Source organism: Dietzia sp. PP-33, assembly GCF_033790845.1.
GTDB lineage: Bacteria > Actinomycetota > Actinomycetes > Mycobacteriales > Mycobacteriaceae > Dietzia.
On record NZ_JAMYEI010000006.1, the window covers coordinates 242390 to 256490 of the forward strand.

General features: G+C 69.8%; 13 protein-coding genes. 8 read left to right on the forward strand and 5 right to left on the reverse strand.

Annotated features, from left to right (window positions below; all coding sequences use genetic code 11):
• Positions 1–209: 209 nt before the first annotated feature.
• A complete protein-coding gene (locus NJE57_RS12455) occupies positions 210–983 on the reverse strand; it encodes an SDR family NAD(P)-dependent oxidoreductase (RefSeq protein WP_319028754.1) in 774 nt (257 codons plus the stop codon).
• The gene (locus NJE57_RS12460; protein ID WP_319028755.1) at positions 980–2488 is read right to left on the reverse strand and encodes an NAD(P)/FAD-dependent oxidoreductase; all 1509 of its coding nucleotides are present in this window, start codon (positions 2486–2488) and stop codon (positions 980–982) included. The genes NJE57_RS12455 and NJE57_RS12460 overlap by 4 nt, the downstream gene beginning before the upstream one ends.
• A 90-nt stretch (positions 2489–2578) precedes the next feature.
• On the opposite strand from NJE57_RS12460, the gene NJE57_RS12465 reads away from it, so the two are divergent.
• From NJE57_RS12465 to NJE57_RS12480, 4 genes are all read left to right on the forward strand, one after another.
• Positions 2579–3625 (forward strand): AraC family transcriptional regulator, encoded by a 1047-nt coding sequence (locus NJE57_RS12465; RefSeq protein WP_319028756.1) that lies wholly within the window; start codon positions 2579–2581, stop codon positions 3623–3625.
• A gap of 62 nt (positions 3626–3687) precedes the next feature.
• Complete coding sequence (locus NJE57_RS12470) at positions 3688–5304, forward strand: AMP-binding protein (RefSeq protein WP_319028757.1); 1617 nt, start codon at positions 3688–3690, stop codon at positions 5302–5304.
• Between the two features lie 28 nt (positions 5305–5332).
• Positions 5333–6328, forward strand: a complete 996-nt coding sequence (locus NJE57_RS12475; protein WP_319028758.1) for an LLM class flavin-dependent oxidoreductase — start codon at positions 5333–5335, stop codon at positions 6326–6328.
• A gap of 39 nt (positions 6329–6367) precedes the next feature.
• The gene (locus NJE57_RS12480) at positions 6368–6748 is read left to right on the forward strand and encodes a hypothetical protein (RefSeq protein WP_319028759.1); all 381 of its coding nucleotides are present in this window, start codon (positions 6368–6370) and stop codon (positions 6746–6748) included.
• 48 nt (positions 6749–6796) lie between these two features.
• Here NJE57_RS12480 and add read toward each other — a convergent pair whose 3' ends face one another.
• Positions 6797–7816 carry an adenosine deaminase gene (add, locus tag NJE57_RS12485; protein ID WP_319028760.1) on the reverse strand — a complete coding sequence of 340 codons (1020 nt, stop codon included), beginning with the start codon at positions 7814–7816 and terminating at the stop codon, positions 6797–6799.
• Positions 7813–9282 (reverse strand): alanine/glycine:cation symporter family protein, encoded by a 1470-nt coding sequence (locus tag NJE57_RS12490; protein WP_319028761.1) that lies wholly within the window; start codon positions 9280–9282, stop codon positions 7813–7815. The genes add and NJE57_RS12490 overlap by 4 nt, the downstream gene beginning before the upstream one ends.
• A 55-nt stretch (positions 9283–9337) precedes the next feature.
• On the opposite strand from NJE57_RS12490, the gene NJE57_RS12495 reads away from it, so the two are divergent.
• Complete coding sequence (locus NJE57_RS12495; RefSeq protein ID WP_319028762.1) at positions 9338–10228, forward strand: patatin family protein; 891 nt, start codon at positions 9338–9340, stop codon at positions 10226–10228.
• A 100-nt stretch (positions 10229–10328) separates the two neighbouring features.
• Here NJE57_RS12495 and NJE57_RS12500 read toward each other — a convergent pair whose 3' ends face one another.
• Positions 10329–10481, reverse strand: coding sequence for a hypothetical protein (locus tag NJE57_RS12500; protein WP_319028763.1), 153 nt, complete (start codon positions 10479–10481; stop codon positions 10329–10331).
• 263 nt (positions 10482–10744) lie between these two features.
• On the opposite strand from NJE57_RS12500, the gene NJE57_RS12505 reads away from it, so the two are divergent.
• The 3 genes from NJE57_RS12505 to NJE57_RS12515 are packed head-to-tail and all read left to right on the forward strand — an operon-like array spanning position 10745 to position 14099.
• Positions 10745–12439, forward strand: coding sequence for a nitrite/sulfite reductase (locus NJE57_RS12505; RefSeq protein ID WP_319028764.1), 1695 nt, complete (start codon positions 10745–10747; stop codon positions 12437–12439).
• Positions 12436–13218 carry a phosphoadenylyl-sulfate reductase gene (locus NJE57_RS12510; RefSeq protein ID WP_319028765.1) on the forward strand — a complete coding sequence of 261 codons (783 nt, stop codon included), beginning with the start codon at positions 12436–12438 and terminating at the stop codon, positions 13216–13218. The genes NJE57_RS12505 and NJE57_RS12510 overlap by 4 nt, the downstream gene beginning before the upstream one ends.
• Positions 13215–14099: an NAD(P)-dependent oxidoreductase gene (locus NJE57_RS12515; protein ID WP_319028766.1), complete on the forward strand. Its 885-nt coding sequence runs from the start codon at positions 13215–13217 to the stop codon at positions 14097–14099. Before NJE57_RS12510 ends, NJE57_RS12515 begins: the two co-directional genes overlap by 4 nt.
• The last annotated feature ends 2 nt before the right edge of the window (positions 14100–14101 follow it).

A 14101-nucleotide genomic window follows, 5' to 3' on the forward strand; every position in this document is an offset into this window, starting at 1 on the left:
AGTGCGGAGTTAATCCACCGCACTACGCGCTGAAAACTATTTCTCCGATGGCGGCGAGGCGGAAACATCAAACCCTTATGTGAGCGACATTCCAGGGCTGCCACGCCATGCATATGAAGAAGCTGTTATGTATCCACGTGGGCAAAACCCAGCGCGAGTGACTGAGAAATCACTGTCCCGCCTGTGGGCGGGTCGGTGTCGACCGTCGCTCAGCTCCGACGGTCGACCACCCGGCCGATGAGGCGGGTCCCGGCCAGGTAGGGAACCCGGCTGAATCGTTTGGAATACCACGTGAAGGTGCTCAGCGCGTCCGGGGTGATGACGAGTCGCCGAGCATTGATCCCACGGATCGACCGGGCGGCCACCTTCTCCGACGTCAGCGGCGTCTTGGCGAGCAGTGTCCGCGCCGCTTGATCGGCCTGCGGGTCGTCGCCGGAGAGCGAGTCGGCGAGGCCGGACCTGAAGAACAGCGGGCAGATGACGGACGTGGAGATCCCGCGGGGCCGCAGCTCCGCGTCGAGGGTTTCCGCCAGCGCGACCGCCGCGGCCTTGGTCGCGTTGTAGGCGCCCATGTGCGGCGCGTGCACCAGACCTGCGGCGGAGGCGGTGATGACCACCCGGCCGCCGCGCCCGAGCTTCGGGACCATCGCCTTGCACCCGCGGACCACGCCGAGCAGGTTGATGTCCACGATGCGCTTCCACGTCTCCATCGAGGTGGAGTCCAGCCGGCCGCCGACCGCGATGCCGGCGTTGTTGATGAGGATGTCGAGGGGGTCGACGACCCGCACGGCGGCGGCCCAGTCGTCGTCGTCGGTCACGTCGAGCTTCAGGTAGCTCCAGTGGCCGGTGAGGCCACTCACGGTGGGTGGGGTCTCCGCGTGGACGTCGGTGAGGATGACCTCGTCCCCGGCCGCGAGGTACTCGCGGGCGAGGGCGAGTCCCAGCCCCGACGCGGCGCCGGTGATGAGGATGCGACGGCTCATCGGACGGCCCCCAGCCTGATCTTGTCGCCGAAGGCCATGTCCCGGCGTTGGTCGCCGAAGGTCAATTCCGGCAGCTCCGTGAGGTAGTTCTGTACGTACGTCCATGGACGGTCGGTGCCCTGCCGGGGGAAGCGGTGTGCGCCCCGCCGGACGTAACCGGCATCGAGGTCCAACAGCGGTCGATTCCCCGGGGTCTCGGGCGGAATCGGCGCATAGATCCGCTCCCCGCTCTTCTCCCCGGCGCGCCAGAGTTTGACCATGTACCGCGACACCATGTCCGCGCGCAGGGTCCAGGAGGCGTTGACGTAGCCCACGGTGAAGCTGAAGTTGGGCACGCCGGCGAGCATCATGCCGCGGTAGGTGGTCTGGTCGCCGGGGGCCAGCTCCCGGCCGTCGATGCTCAGGGTGCCACCGCCGAACGCCTCGAGCTCCAGCCCGGTGGCGGTGACGATGACGTCGGCCTCGAGCTCGGCGCCCGATTCCAGCCGGATGCCGCGGTCGGTGAAGGTGTCGATGTGCCCGGTCACCACACGCGCATTGCGCTGCAGCGCCCGGAAGATGTCACCGTCAGGCGCCTTGCACACCCGCTGGTCCCAGGGCTTGTAGGTCGGTGTGAAGTGCTCGGCGATCTGGTCACTGGAGATGTAGCGGCGCTGCATGGCGCGCAACCCCTGCTTGAAGGCCCAGGGGAGACGTTGCGCGATCAGGAACTGGACCATGTCGCGGGCACCGTGGGTGAACCGGGCGGCCCGGTACGCCGGCGACGACGGGAGGACGCTCTTCCACACCGCGCTGATGATGTCCTTCTCCGGGAGCGGGGCGACATAGCTCGGGGTGCGCTGGAGCATCGTGACGTCGGCACCGAGGTGTTCCAGTGCCGGGACGAGTGTGACGGCGGTGGCACCGGACCCGATCACGATGAACCTGCGTCCCGCGTACTGGACGTCCTCCGGCCAGAGCTGGGGATGGATGATCTCGCCGGTGAACTCCTCCTCGCCGGGGAAGTCGGGCCGGAAGCCCTCCGAGTGGGAGTAGTAGCCGGAGCCGAAGTGGACGCGGCGGGTCCATACCGTGCGCTCGGTGGAGGCCCCGTTCTCGGTCCGGACGCTCGTGACCTGCCACAGGCCCTTCTCGCTGCGCCAGTCCGCGTTACTGATCCACGAACCCAGATGCAGGCGCTCCAGTGCCCCGCAGTCGCGCGCCGTGTCCCGGATGTACTCCTTGATCTCGTCGCCCTGTCCGAGGGTCGACTCGTGGGGCCAGGGGCGGAACGGGAAGCCGAATGTGGCCATGTCCGAGTCCGAGCGGATTCCCGGATACCGGAAGGTGTGCCAGGTGCCGCCCAGGTCGTCATGGGCGTCGTGGATCTCCCACGACCAGCGGGGGAACGCGTTGCGGACGTGGTGGGCCAGGTCGATACCCGAGATGCCGGCGCCGACGATCAGTAGATCCAGCGGGTTCTCGAGGGTGCCGGCCGGAGGGCGGCGGTCAGCAGAGGCTGTCATATGGGCGACGATAGTCCCGATCCCGGCCGAAAAATTGCCGGATCGCGCCAAGAGGTTGCTCTATCGCGCCATCTAGCGAAGGGTTCTGGTGTGGCTTACGTACGTTCGGCAGGTCTGCGAGGTGTCAGGGCGGTGATCGACGCGCTCGGAGGCGACGCTGACGAACTGGCACTGCGCTGTGGCCTGCCGGATGGTGCGCTCGACAGCGACGAGATCCTGGTGCAGGATCTCGCGATCGGTTTACTCCTCGAGACGACGGCCGTCGAGTTGCGCTGCCCCGATTTCGGTCTGCGGGTGGCGCTGCGGCAGGACCTGGGGCTGCTCGGCCCCGTGGCCGCGGCCATCCGGCATGCTCCCACCACCACCCGGGCGTTGGAGATGACCTCCAAGTACCTGTTCTTCCACGCCCGCTCACTCGAGATCACGGTCGTCCCTGATCCGGAGGACGACCCCGGTGTGCTGGGGGTGCGGTTCGGCTACCGTGACGACGCGGCCGCGCTGCCGCCCCAGGCTGTCGACATGGTCCTGCTCTTCCTCCACCGGTCCATGTTCACCCTCCTCGGAGGAGACTACGGACTGTTGTCGGTCGAGCTCCCGAATCCTCTGAGCACCGACCCGGGTCGCTACCGGGCGCTCTTCGGAGCTCCGGCGAGGCCGCTCGCGTCGGCGGCGATGTTGCGCGTGCCCGCCGTGCTCCTCGGCCGGGAGATCACGGGCGGTGACCTGATGGCCCATGAGCTCGCGTTGAGCTATCTGGAGCAGCACGGTCCCTCGCGGGACCAGACCTACGCCGAGAGGACCAGGGCCCTGCTCCTGCGGTCCCTCGACACCGGGACCTCGACGCTCGCCGGGGTCGCCGAACTCCTTTCGGTGTCCCCGCGCACGCTGCAGAGACAGCTGACCGCCGAGAACACGACCTTCTCCTCGATCCGGGACGAGGTGCGTCGCGACGTGGCCGCCCGACTGCTGGCCACCACAGAGATCCCCCTCTATCAGATCGCCTCGGCCCTGGCCCTGGACGATGTGACGACGTTCAGTCAGTACGCCCGCCGCTGGTGGGGGATCACTGCACGGGAATTCAGGTCCGATCGGAAGGGCTCAGCGGTCGCGGGGCGGCCGCCTCTCGAACTTTCCTGACGAGTGTCAGCCTGTCTGGTTATGATCCAGATCACACCACCCCTGCGTCCCCGAGGACCACCATGGCCGACACCGTTCGCGAACAACTCCGCCGTCACGCCGACTCCGACTCGCCGGCGATCCGCTACGACGACCTCACCGTGACCTGGCGCGAGTACGTCTCCGCCGCCGAGCGGCGCGCCGGAGCCCTCGAGGCGATGCTCGACGACTCGCTGCCGCGGCACGTGGGGACGCTCCTGGAGAACACCCCGGAGATGCTCTACGCGCTCGCCGCCGGCGCCTTCGGCGGCTTCGTCGTGGCAGGCATCAATGCCACCCGGCGAGGAGAGGGGCTGGCCCGTGACATCCGTCGCGCGGACTGCCAGGTCCTGCTCACCGACTCGCAACTCGCGCCGCTACTCGACGGGCTGGACCTGGGCGATGTCAGTGTCATCGACACGGACTCTGACGAGTGGGCGGCCACGGTCGCAGAGTCGGAGCCGCCGGCCGATCCTCCGGCGGTCGATGCCGGCGACCCGTTCATGCTCATCTTCACCTCCGGGACCTCCGGGGATCCCAAGGCCGTGCAGGTCGGCAACTTCACGGTCACCATGTCGGGCGAGGCGCTCGCGCCGTCCTTCGAGCTCACTGCCGATGACGTGCTGTACCTGTCCATGCCGCTCTTCCACTCCAACGCCATCATGAGTGGCTTCTCGCCCGCGATCGCCGTGGGCGCCACCATGGTGCTCGCCCGCCGCTTCAGTGCGACCCGCTTCGGCGACGACATCCGCAGGTACGGGGTCACGTACATGAACTACGTCGGTAAACCGCTCGCGTACATACTCGACACCCCGGCTCGCCCGGACGACGCCGAAACCACACTTCGGGCGGCCTTCGGGAACGAGGCCGCGGCCAAGGACATCCCCGCGTTCGCCGAGCGGTTCGGCTGCACCGTGCGGGACGCCTACGGCTCCACGGAACTCGCGATCATCATCGTCCGGACCGAGAACTCGCCACTCGAGTCCATCGGCGAACCGTTCCCGGGGGTCGCGGTGTACGACCCGGTGACGGTGACCGAGTGTCCCCGCGCGATATTCGACGACACCGGAGCGGTGGCCAATCTCGACGAGTGCGTGGGCGAGCTGGTCAACACCGAGGGTGCCGGCTTCTTCGCCGGCTACTACAACAACGAGCAAGCCACATCCGATCGCATGCGGGACGGAATGTACTGGTCCGGCGACCTGGCCTACCGCGACGCGGACGGAAACGTGTACATGGCCGGTCGCAGCGGGGACTGGCTGCGGGTCGACGGGGAGAACATGGCGGCCGGCATCGTCGAGGAGATCCTCCTCCGGCATCCCGCGGTCTCCCGGGTGGCGGTCTACGGACTGCCCGACCCTCGGGGCGTCGGCGACCAGCTCGCCGCGGCCGTGGTGGTCCGGCACGACAGCGAACTCGACCCCGCAGGTCTCGAGGAGTTCCTGGCCTCCCAGCCCGATCTCTCTCCCAAGGCGTGGCCGCGCTGGGTCCGGGTCTCCGAGGCGCTCCCCACCACCGCGACCAACAAGATCCTCAAGCGCGAGCTGATCAAGGACGGCGTGGGCGGCGCCCGTGGCGGCGACGACACCTGGTGGGAGCGGGACGAACGGGGCACGGCGTATTCGGTCCTGGCCGACTCCCGCGCCGGCACGGCCGTCTGATGGCGCGCTGTCTCATGGCGCGCGTCTGATGGCCTACGTCGTCACACGGTTCGACTTCCGGGCGCCCGGGGCGGACGCAGCCGAGCGGAGGGATCGCTACCGGGCGGCGCTCGAGATGGCACGGTACGCCGAGGAGACGGGTCAGGACGCCGTCAACCTCTCCGAACACCACGGTTCCGAGGACGGATATCTCCCGTCGCCGCTCATCGCGGCATCTGCTGTCGCTGCGGTGACCGAGCGGATCCAGATCGCGGTGTGGGCGCTGGTCGCACCGCTGTACGACCCGGTCCGGCTCGCCGAGGACATCGCGGTGCTCGACCACGTGGCGTCGGGGCGGGTGAGCTTCACGTTCGGGCTCGGATACCGACCGGTCGAGTACGCGATGCACTCCCGGGAGTGGCGGGGGCGCGGGATGCGGTTCGAGCGGCAACTGGAGGCGATGCTCTCGGCGTGGGCGGGGGAGCCGGTCGGCGAGGATCCGGCGGACGGTTCGAGTCGGGCATCCGTGACCCCGAGGCCGTTCTCCGATCCGTACCCGTTGGTCTTCCTCGGTGGCGGGGGAGCGGCCGCCAGGCGGGCCGGGCGCCTGGGGATGCACTTCCAGCCGCAGCTCGACGATCCGACGCTCACCGAGCTGTATCGCGCCGAGTGTCGCGCGCACGGGCACGAACCGGGCCTCGTCGTGGCCCCGGTCCCCGGCCCCGCCGCGGTGTTCTGCGCGTGGGACCCCGACGAGTTCTGGGACCGGTACGGCCGGTATCTCCTCGCCGACGCGGAGGCCTATCGTGCCTGGCAGATGGGGCCCGGCCGCAGCTCCTTCGTCCACTCCGACGCCCGATCGGTCGAGCAGTTGCGCGCGGAGGGCGTGTACGTGGTGGCGACCCCTGAGGAACTGGTCCGCCGGGTCCGTGCCGGGGAACTGGGCCTGATCGCCGGCCACCCACTGTGCGGTGGGATGCCGGTGGAGGCCGGGTGGGAGTCGCTGCGGCTTCTCGGGGAGCGGGTGCTACCGCAGATCCGGTGAGGTGCTCGCTACGGCGCGGGGGACCGTAGTCTCGGGCGAATGGGAAACGACACCGCAGAAGTAGTCCGGTACTGGTCCATGCCCGCCGCGCTGGGGGCGATGGGCGCGCTGCACTTCGTGGCGCCCCGTCCGTTCGACGGGCTGATCCCGCCGGAGCTGCCCGGCAGTGCCCGCGCGTGGACCTACGGCTCCGGAGTCGCGGAGATGGCCGTCGCGGGTCTGCTGGCGGTGCCGCGGACCCGGGCCCTCGGTGGAGCGGTGGCTGTGGCGCTGTTCGTGGGCGTCCTGCCGGGGAACCTGCAGATGGTGCGGGCCTGGCGCCGCAAGCCCGTGTGGCCGTACCAGGCGATCGCGTGGGGCCGCCTGCCGTTGCAGGTGCCGATGATCCTCGCCGCGGACAGGATCCGCCGAGGCGCCTGAGCGCGGGGGTTCAGCAGACTCGCGGGGGTTCACCCGAGTCGCTGGGGTTCAGCCGGGTACGGACCGTGCCCAGGCGTCGATCCCCGCCAGGGCGTCGCGCTTGAGTTCGGCGGGCGCGAACGAGGACTCGACCGACGTCCGTGCGACGTCGGCCAAACGCGTGTGGGTGATCCCCATGCGTTCGTGGGCCAACACGTACTCGTCCACCACGTCGACGCCGAAGAGCAGGGGGTCGTCGGCGCCGATCGAGCAGCGGACCCCGGCGTCGAGCAGGGTGGGCAGAGGATGCTCCTCGAGCGAGGGGTACACGCCCAGGATCACATTCGAGCTCGGGCAGACGTCCAGACAGGTACCGCGCTCGGCGAGTAGCCCGACGACACGTGGGTCCTCGATGGCCCGGACGCCGTGCTGGATGCGGTCGGCGCCCAGGTCGAGCGCGGACCGCACCTCCTCCGGCCCGGCCAGCTCGCCGGCGTGCGGAACCACCCCGAGACCGGCGTCGCGGGCGATCGCGAACGCCTCGGCCGCGTCGGCCACGGGATTGCCCCGCTCGTCGGCCACGAGACCCACGGCCACCACCCCGCGGTCGGCGAACCGGGCCGCCAGGCGGGCCGCCTCGATCGCGTGCCCGTGGCCGGCCCCCCGGTCGATGCTCACGATCGCACCCGTCCACACCCCGTGGCGTCGACCGGCGTCGGCGGCGGCGCGGGTGATGAACTCCAGGGCGTCCCCGGCCGTGCCGAAGGCGGCGGCCTTCTCCGGGATGGAGGCGAACTCCAGCGCCACGACTCCCTGGGCCGCGGAATCGGCCACCACCTCGTCGAGCAGCCGCTCGACCCGCTCAGGAGTGCGCAGCAGCGAGATGAGTAGGCCGTAGGCGTCGAGGAAACGGGTGAAGTCGGGGAACTCGACGAGCGGTGGGACCTCCGCTCCGTCCTCGGCGCACCACTGTCGCAGTGTCTCCTCGCGCATCGCCGCCTCGAGGTGCACGTGCAGGTGCGCCTTGGGCAGGGCGGCGAATCGTCGGTGAATCGCCGTCCCCCCGGTCGCGGGGTGCTGCGGCGTCACGCCTCGGGTTCGACGTCACGGGCCTCGTCGGCCACGTGCTGGTGGGTCATCGGGTCGGAGCCGTCCCACGAGGAGACGTTCCGCGCCTGGGGCAGGTCGTCGCGGTGGAACACCGGGTTGTGGCCCTGGGCCCGCTGCTGCAGGTAGTGCCGCAGCAGCGCCACCGCGAGTCCGCCGAGCGGGATGATCGCGATGAGGTTGATGGTGGCCATGACGCCCATGAACAGGTCGGCGAGGTTCCAGATGAGATCGACCGAACCCAGGCTGCCGCCGAGGACGGCGAGTATGACCAGCACGCGGAATGTCCGCAGCGCGGCGGGATTTCCGCGCAGGAAGGTGATGTTGGCCTCGCCGTAGTACGAGTTGCCCAGGATCGAGGAGAACGCGAGGAAGAAGATCACCACCATGAGGAAGGGCACGCCCCAGTCGCCGACCGAGGCGGCCAGCGAGTCCTGGGTGAGCGTGATGCCCTCGCGCTCGCCACCGAAGTCCGGATTGGCCAGCAGGATGATGAACGCCGTGGCCGAACACACGATGAGGGTGTCGAAGTAGACGCCGAGTGCCTGGACCAGGCCCTGCTTGACGGGGTGGGAGACCGACGCGGTGGCCGCGGCGTTGGGAACCGAGCCCATGCCGGCCTCGTTGGAGAACAATCCGCGGCGCATGCCCTGCATGATGGCCGCGCCGACGGCGGCGCCCGCGACCTCGCGCAGGCCGAGCGCGTGCCCCACGATGAGGGAGATCATCCCCGGGACCTCGGAGATGTTGAGGGCGACGACGACGAGGGCGACGAGGATGTACGCCACAGCCATCACCGGGACCAGGATCTCCGTGACCGCGGAGAGCCGCCGGATGCCGCCGAAGATGACGACGCCCACGACGAGGGCGAGCACGATCCCGATGACCAGGCCGGGGCCGAAGCCCTCGAGCGAGAACTGGTTGCGCACGGACTGCGCGATGGAGTTCGCCTGGACCGCGTTGAAGACGAATCCGTAGGTGACGGTGATGATGACGGCGAACGCGACGGCCAGCGGCTTCCAGCCCAGCCCGTCGCGGATGTAGTAGGCGGGGCCACCGACGTAGGAGTCCTTGCCCCTGACCTTGTACAGCTGCGCGAGGGTGGACTCGACGAACGCGGTGGCGCCACCGATGATCGCCAGCAGCCACATCCAGAACACCGCGCCCGGCCCGCCGACCGTGATCGCGATCGCGACGCCCGCGACGTTGCCGGTGCCCACGCGGGACGCGGCGGAGATGGTGAAGGCGCGGAAGGCGGAGATGCCCTTCTTGTCCTTCTCGATGTCCGATGGCTTCTCGAGAATGGCCCTGAACATCTCCGGGAACATCCGGATCTGGACGATCAGGGTGGTGACCGAGAAGTACAGGCCGGCGCCCACCAGGAGCGCGATCACCCCGTACCAGTAGACGTCGTTGATGGACACGATGAAGTCGGTGACGGCGCTCACCCCGGAGACGGTATCCGATCACCGTCGCCGAGGCGATGAGCCCTACCCTGGTGTCGTGACCGATCTGTCCCCCACTGCTCCGGATGTCGCCGTCCTGTTCGAGGGCGGGGGTATGCGGGCGGTGCACACGGCGGGGGTCGTGGAGACCCTGATCGATGCCGGCATCCACGCGGGGATGGCGGCGGGGATCTCGGCGGGCGCCTCTCACGTGGCCAACTACCTCTCCCGTGACGGGGTCCGGGCCCGGAAGAGCTTCGTGGAACTGGCCGCGGATCCCAACTTCGGGGACTGGCGAAGCTTCGCCCGCGGCAAGGGGCTGTTCAACGCGGAGTACATATACGAGCAGACCGGTCTACCGGATCAGGTGTTGCCGTATGACTTCGACACGTTCGCGGGCAGCGGTTCGGCCGCGAGGATCGGGACGTTCCGGTGTTCGGACGGCGCCACCGTGTTCTGGACAGAGGAGGACACCGCTGGCATGCCGGATCTCATGCGGATGGTCAGGTCGTCCTCGACCATGCCCGTGTGGATGCCGCCGGTGTTGATCGACGGCGAGTACTACGTGGACGGGGCCCTGGGCCATGACGGCGGGATCCCGCTCTCGGCGGCGCAGGAGGCCGGCTACGAGAAGTTGCTGGTGGTGCTGACCCAACCGGAGGGCTACCGGAAGATCCCGCCGCGGCGGCTGACGCCGTTCTACCGTTCGTACTTCCGGAGGTTCCCGGCGGTGGGGGAGGCGCTCCAGCACCGGTGGGCGCTCTACAACGAGACCCTCGACGAGATCGAGGCGCTGGAGGAGTCCGGCGACGCGCTGGTCTTCCGCCCGCACCGGGTGATGATCCGCAGCTACGAGCGCAGGGTGGATCGTCTCGCGGAGGCCTACGTCCTCGGGAGGGAACAGGCCCGCCGCGAGGTCGACACCTGGCTCGACTTCTGCGGGATGTGAGACCACCGGCACCCGAGCGCTGTCGCGAAGAGCGCCGTTGGGGTCTCCGTGAAATGCGAGACGCCCCGGTGGCGGACCACCGGGGCGTGCCGAGTCAGGCTCAGGAGCCGAAGAGCGCCGCGCCGCCGGCGAGGGTGCCGAGGACATAGGAGGGCAGGGCGAGGAAGCCGTCGATGGCCGCCGAGCCGGTGCCGGTGTCGGGGAGGAGTTCGGCGGAGCCGGAGGCGAGGTTGGCCCAGAATTCAGAGAACATGGTGTGTCCTTTCGTGTCGGGCACCCCACGGCGTGTGGGGCTACAAGCCCGAAGGTACGGCCGAGTCCGGTAGTGCGCTACCGCAGTGCAGCGGAGAGCGGGGCGTTAAGGGAAAATTGAGCCCGTCAGCACGCATGTCGGGCATTGGTGAAGAAACAACTATCCTCTCTCGGTCGCCGCCCTCGGGAGTCTCCGGACGTCGTGGGCGGGGTTAGGCCCCCCTTGTTAGACAGACTGGTCTGTTTTCACCTATTGTCGCCTCCATGACCGGTACTGACGCCCCCTCCCGCCCCGCCCGTCCCGCGCGCGCCCCCAAGCCGCAGGGCCAGTGGAAGGTCGACGGCAAGCTCACCCTCAACCACAATGAGGAGTTCAAGCTCACCGACGACGCGCTCAACGTGCGTCAGCGGATCCTCGACACCTATTCCAAGGAGGGTTTCGCCTCCATCCCGCCCGACGACCTGTCGGGTCGGATGCGCTGGTGGGGCCTCTACACCCAGCGAAAGCAGGGCCTGGACGGCACCCGGACCTCCAAGCTCGAGGCCGACGAGCTGCAGGACGAGTACTTCATGATGCGCGTGCGTACCGACGGCGGCGCGGTGACCACCGATCAGCTGCGCGTGCTCGCGGGCATCTCGACCGACTTCGCCCGCGGCACCGCGGACATCTCCGACCGGCAGAACATCCAGTACCACTGGATCGCCATCGAGGACGTGCCCGAGGTGTGGCAGCGGCTGGAGGATGTGGGGATCGACACCGTCGAGGCCTGCGGCGACTGCCCGCGCGTGATCCTCGGCAGCCCGGTGGCCGGCGTGGCCGAGTCGGAGATCCTCGACCCGACCCCGGTGATCGAGGAGATCAAGGCCAAGTACATCGGCACGCCGGAGTTCTCCAACCTGCCGCGCAAGTTCAAGTCCGCCATCACGGGCCACCCGAGCCTGGACGTGGTCCACGAGATCAACGACATCTCGCTGGTGGGCGTCGAGCACCCCGAGCTCGGCCCGGGATACGACCTCTGGGTGGGCGGCGGGCTGTCCACCAACCCGCAGCTGGCCACCCGCATCGGCGTGTTCGTCCGCGAGTCCGAGGCCGCCGAGGTCTGGGCCGGGGTGGTGGGCATCTTCCGCGACTACGGCTACCGCCGTATGCGCACCCGCGCCCGGCTCAAGTTCCTCATCAAGGACTGGGGCGCAGAGAAGTTCCGTCAGGTCCTCCAGGACGAGTACCTGGGCCGTGAGCTCCCGGACGGCCCCGCGCCGGAGCGGGGCGTGGGTTCGGGCGACCACGTCGGGATCTTCGAGCAGAAGGACGGCCGCTACTACGTGGGGGCCGCCCCCACCGTCGGCCGGGTGGGCGGCGAGAAGCTGGCGCAGGTCGCCGACCTCGCCGAGGCCGCGGGCTCGCACCGGGTCCGCTTCACCCCGCATCAGAAGCTCCTCGTGCTGGACGTCGAGCCGGCCAAGGTCGACGAGCTGGTCGAGGGACTGGCCGCGATCGGGCTGCACGCCCGCCCCAGCTCGTTCCGCCGCGCCACCATGGCGTGCACCGGCATCGAGTTCTGCAAGCTCGCCTTTGTCGACACCAAGGACACCGCCACCGCGCTGATCGGCGAGCTGGAGCAGCGCTTCGCCGATGACGCGCCGCTGCGCACGCCGCTGTCGATCCACCTCAACGGCTGCCCCAACAGCTGTGCGCGCATCCAGACCGCCGACATCGGGCTCAAGGGTCAGTTGCTGGACGGCGACACCCCGGGGTTCCAGGTCCACCTCGGTGGCGGCCTGGCCTCGGAGGACCAGGAGAACGGCGGGCTCGGCCGCACGGTCCGCGGGCTCCGCGTGCCCTCCGCCGAGCTGCCCGACTACGTGGAGCGCGTGATCCGCAAGTACACGGAGACCGGTGAGAACGGCGAGACCTTCGCCGAGTGGGCGCACCGGGTGGACGAGGAGGTGCTCGTATGACCGCTGTAGCTCTGGATCTGCTGCCCCGCAGCACGGTCCTGACCCCCGGCCCCGGCCGGCGGCGGACCACAGAGGAACTCAAGGCGATCGCCGACGACGCGGCCCACCGCTTCGACGACCGCGGCCTCTACGGCCGTCACGGTGAGATCGACCCCGCCGAGGTCCTGGCCTGGGCGGGCGAGACCTTCGGGGACGCACTGGCCGTGGCCTGCTCCATGGCCAACACCGTGGTGCCGGAGATGACCGCGCAGTACGCGCCGGGCGTCGACGTGCTCTTCCTCGACACCGGCTACCACTTCTCGGAGACCGTCGGGGTCCGGGACGCGCTCGCCTCCACGCCCGGTCTGAACGTGGTGGACGTGCGCAGCCCCGCGAGCCGTGAGGAGCACGAAGCCGCGCTCGGGCCGCGGCCGTTCGAGACGAACCCCGAGCTGTGCTGCCGCCTGCGCAAGGTGGAGCCGCTGGACGCCGCCCTGTCCGGGTACGAGGCGTGGATCACCGGTCTGCGCCGCGTGGACACCGACCATCGTGCCGGTGCGGCGATCGTGGAGTGGGACGAGAAGCACTCGATGATCAAGATCAACCCGCTCGTGGCCTGGACCCTGGAACGTGTCCACGCCTACGCGGAGGAGCACGGCTGCCTGCTCAATCCGTTGCTCGACGACGGCTTCCCGTCGATAGGCTGTGAGCCGTGCACCCACCGCGTCGAAGCCGGAGCGGATCCGCGCTCGGGTCGCTGGGCCGGTTCCTCAAAGACCGAGTGCGGCATCCACCTGTGACCATCGCGTTCGCCGACCCCGCCCCCGCGGTCGAGCGGCCGGCGGCACCCGCGTTGGACGGTCTGCCCCTGACGGTGGGATTGTCCGCTCGCGAGGTGCTGCTGGTGGGCGCGGGCCCCGTCTCGGTCCGCCGTGCCCAGACCTTCCTCGAGGCCGGCGCCCTCGTCCGGGTCGTGGCCCCTCGCGTGGACCCGGCGATGGCGGCCCTCGCGGCGCGGGAGGGTGACCACCTCGTCGTCGTCGACCGGCACTTCCGTCCCGCCGACCTGGACACCCCCTGGATGGTGCACGTCGCCACCGGCGATCCGGCGGTCGACGCCGAGGTGGCCTCGCTGTGCGAGCAGCGGCGGATCTGGTGCGTGACCGCCGGCGACGCCGCGCTCGGCTCGGCCCGGGTCCCCGCACGCACCGCGGTCGCGACGCCGGCCGGATTCGTCCGGATCGCCGTGGACTCCGCGGACCCGCGCCGGTCTGTCCGGGTCGGGCGTCACGTGGCGCGGTCCCTGGCCACCGCGCCGGCCGGACTGCGCGCGCGGCGCCGCCCCGAGGCGGGCTGGGTGGTCCTGGTCGGCGGGAGCGGCGACGGTGACCTGCTCACCGTCCGTGCCCGGCGCCTCGTCCACGCCGCGGACGTGCTGGTGGTGGACGGCGCGGCCGATCCGGGCCTCCTGGCGGAGATCGACGACGACGTCGAGGTGATCGAGGTCGGAGCAGCTCTGCCCGCCGATCGGGTGGCCGGACTGCTGGCCGCCCGCTCCGCCGCCGGTCACGGGGTGGTGCGGATCGCCGCGGCCGACTCGCTGGCGGACCGGGCGCGGGAGCTCGAGGCCGCCGGGGTGACGTTCGAGATCGTCCCCGGGGTGATCGACGGAGGAGCCTGAGC

Bases quoted from the DNA above. Each gene is read 5' to 3' on its own strand.
- NJE57_RS12455 (WP_319028754.1), bottom strand. From the start codon at position 983: ATGAGCCGTCGCATCCTCATCACCGGCGCCGCGTCGGGGCTGGGACTC.
- NJE57_RS12505 (WP_319028764.1), top strand. From the start codon at position 10,745: ATGACCGGTACTGACGCCCCCTCCCGCCCCGCCCGTCCCGCGCGCGCC.
- NJE57_RS12500 (WP_319028763.1), bottom strand. From the start codon at position 10,481: ATGTTCTCTGAATTCTGGGCCAACCTCGCCTCCGGCTCCGCCGAACTC.
- NJE57_RS12475 (WP_319028758.1), top strand. From the start codon at position 5,333: ATGGCCTACGTCGTCACACGGTTCGACTTCCGGGCGCCCGGGGCGGAC.
- NJE57_RS12510 (WP_319028765.1), top strand. From the start codon at position 12,436: ATGACCGCTGTAGCTCTGGATCTGCTGCCCCGCAGCACGGTCCTGACC.
- NJE57_RS12480 (WP_319028759.1), top strand. From the start codon at position 6,368: ATGGGAAACGACACCGCAGAAGTAGTCCGGTACTGGTCCATGCCCGCC.
- NJE57_RS12470 (WP_319028757.1), top strand. From the start codon at position 3,688: ATGGCCGACACCGTTCGCGAACAACTCCGCCGTCACGCCGACTCCGAC.
- NJE57_RS12460 (WP_319028755.1), bottom strand. From the start codon at position 2,488: ATGACAGCCTCTGCTGACCGCCGCCCTCCGGCCGGCACCCTCGAGAAC.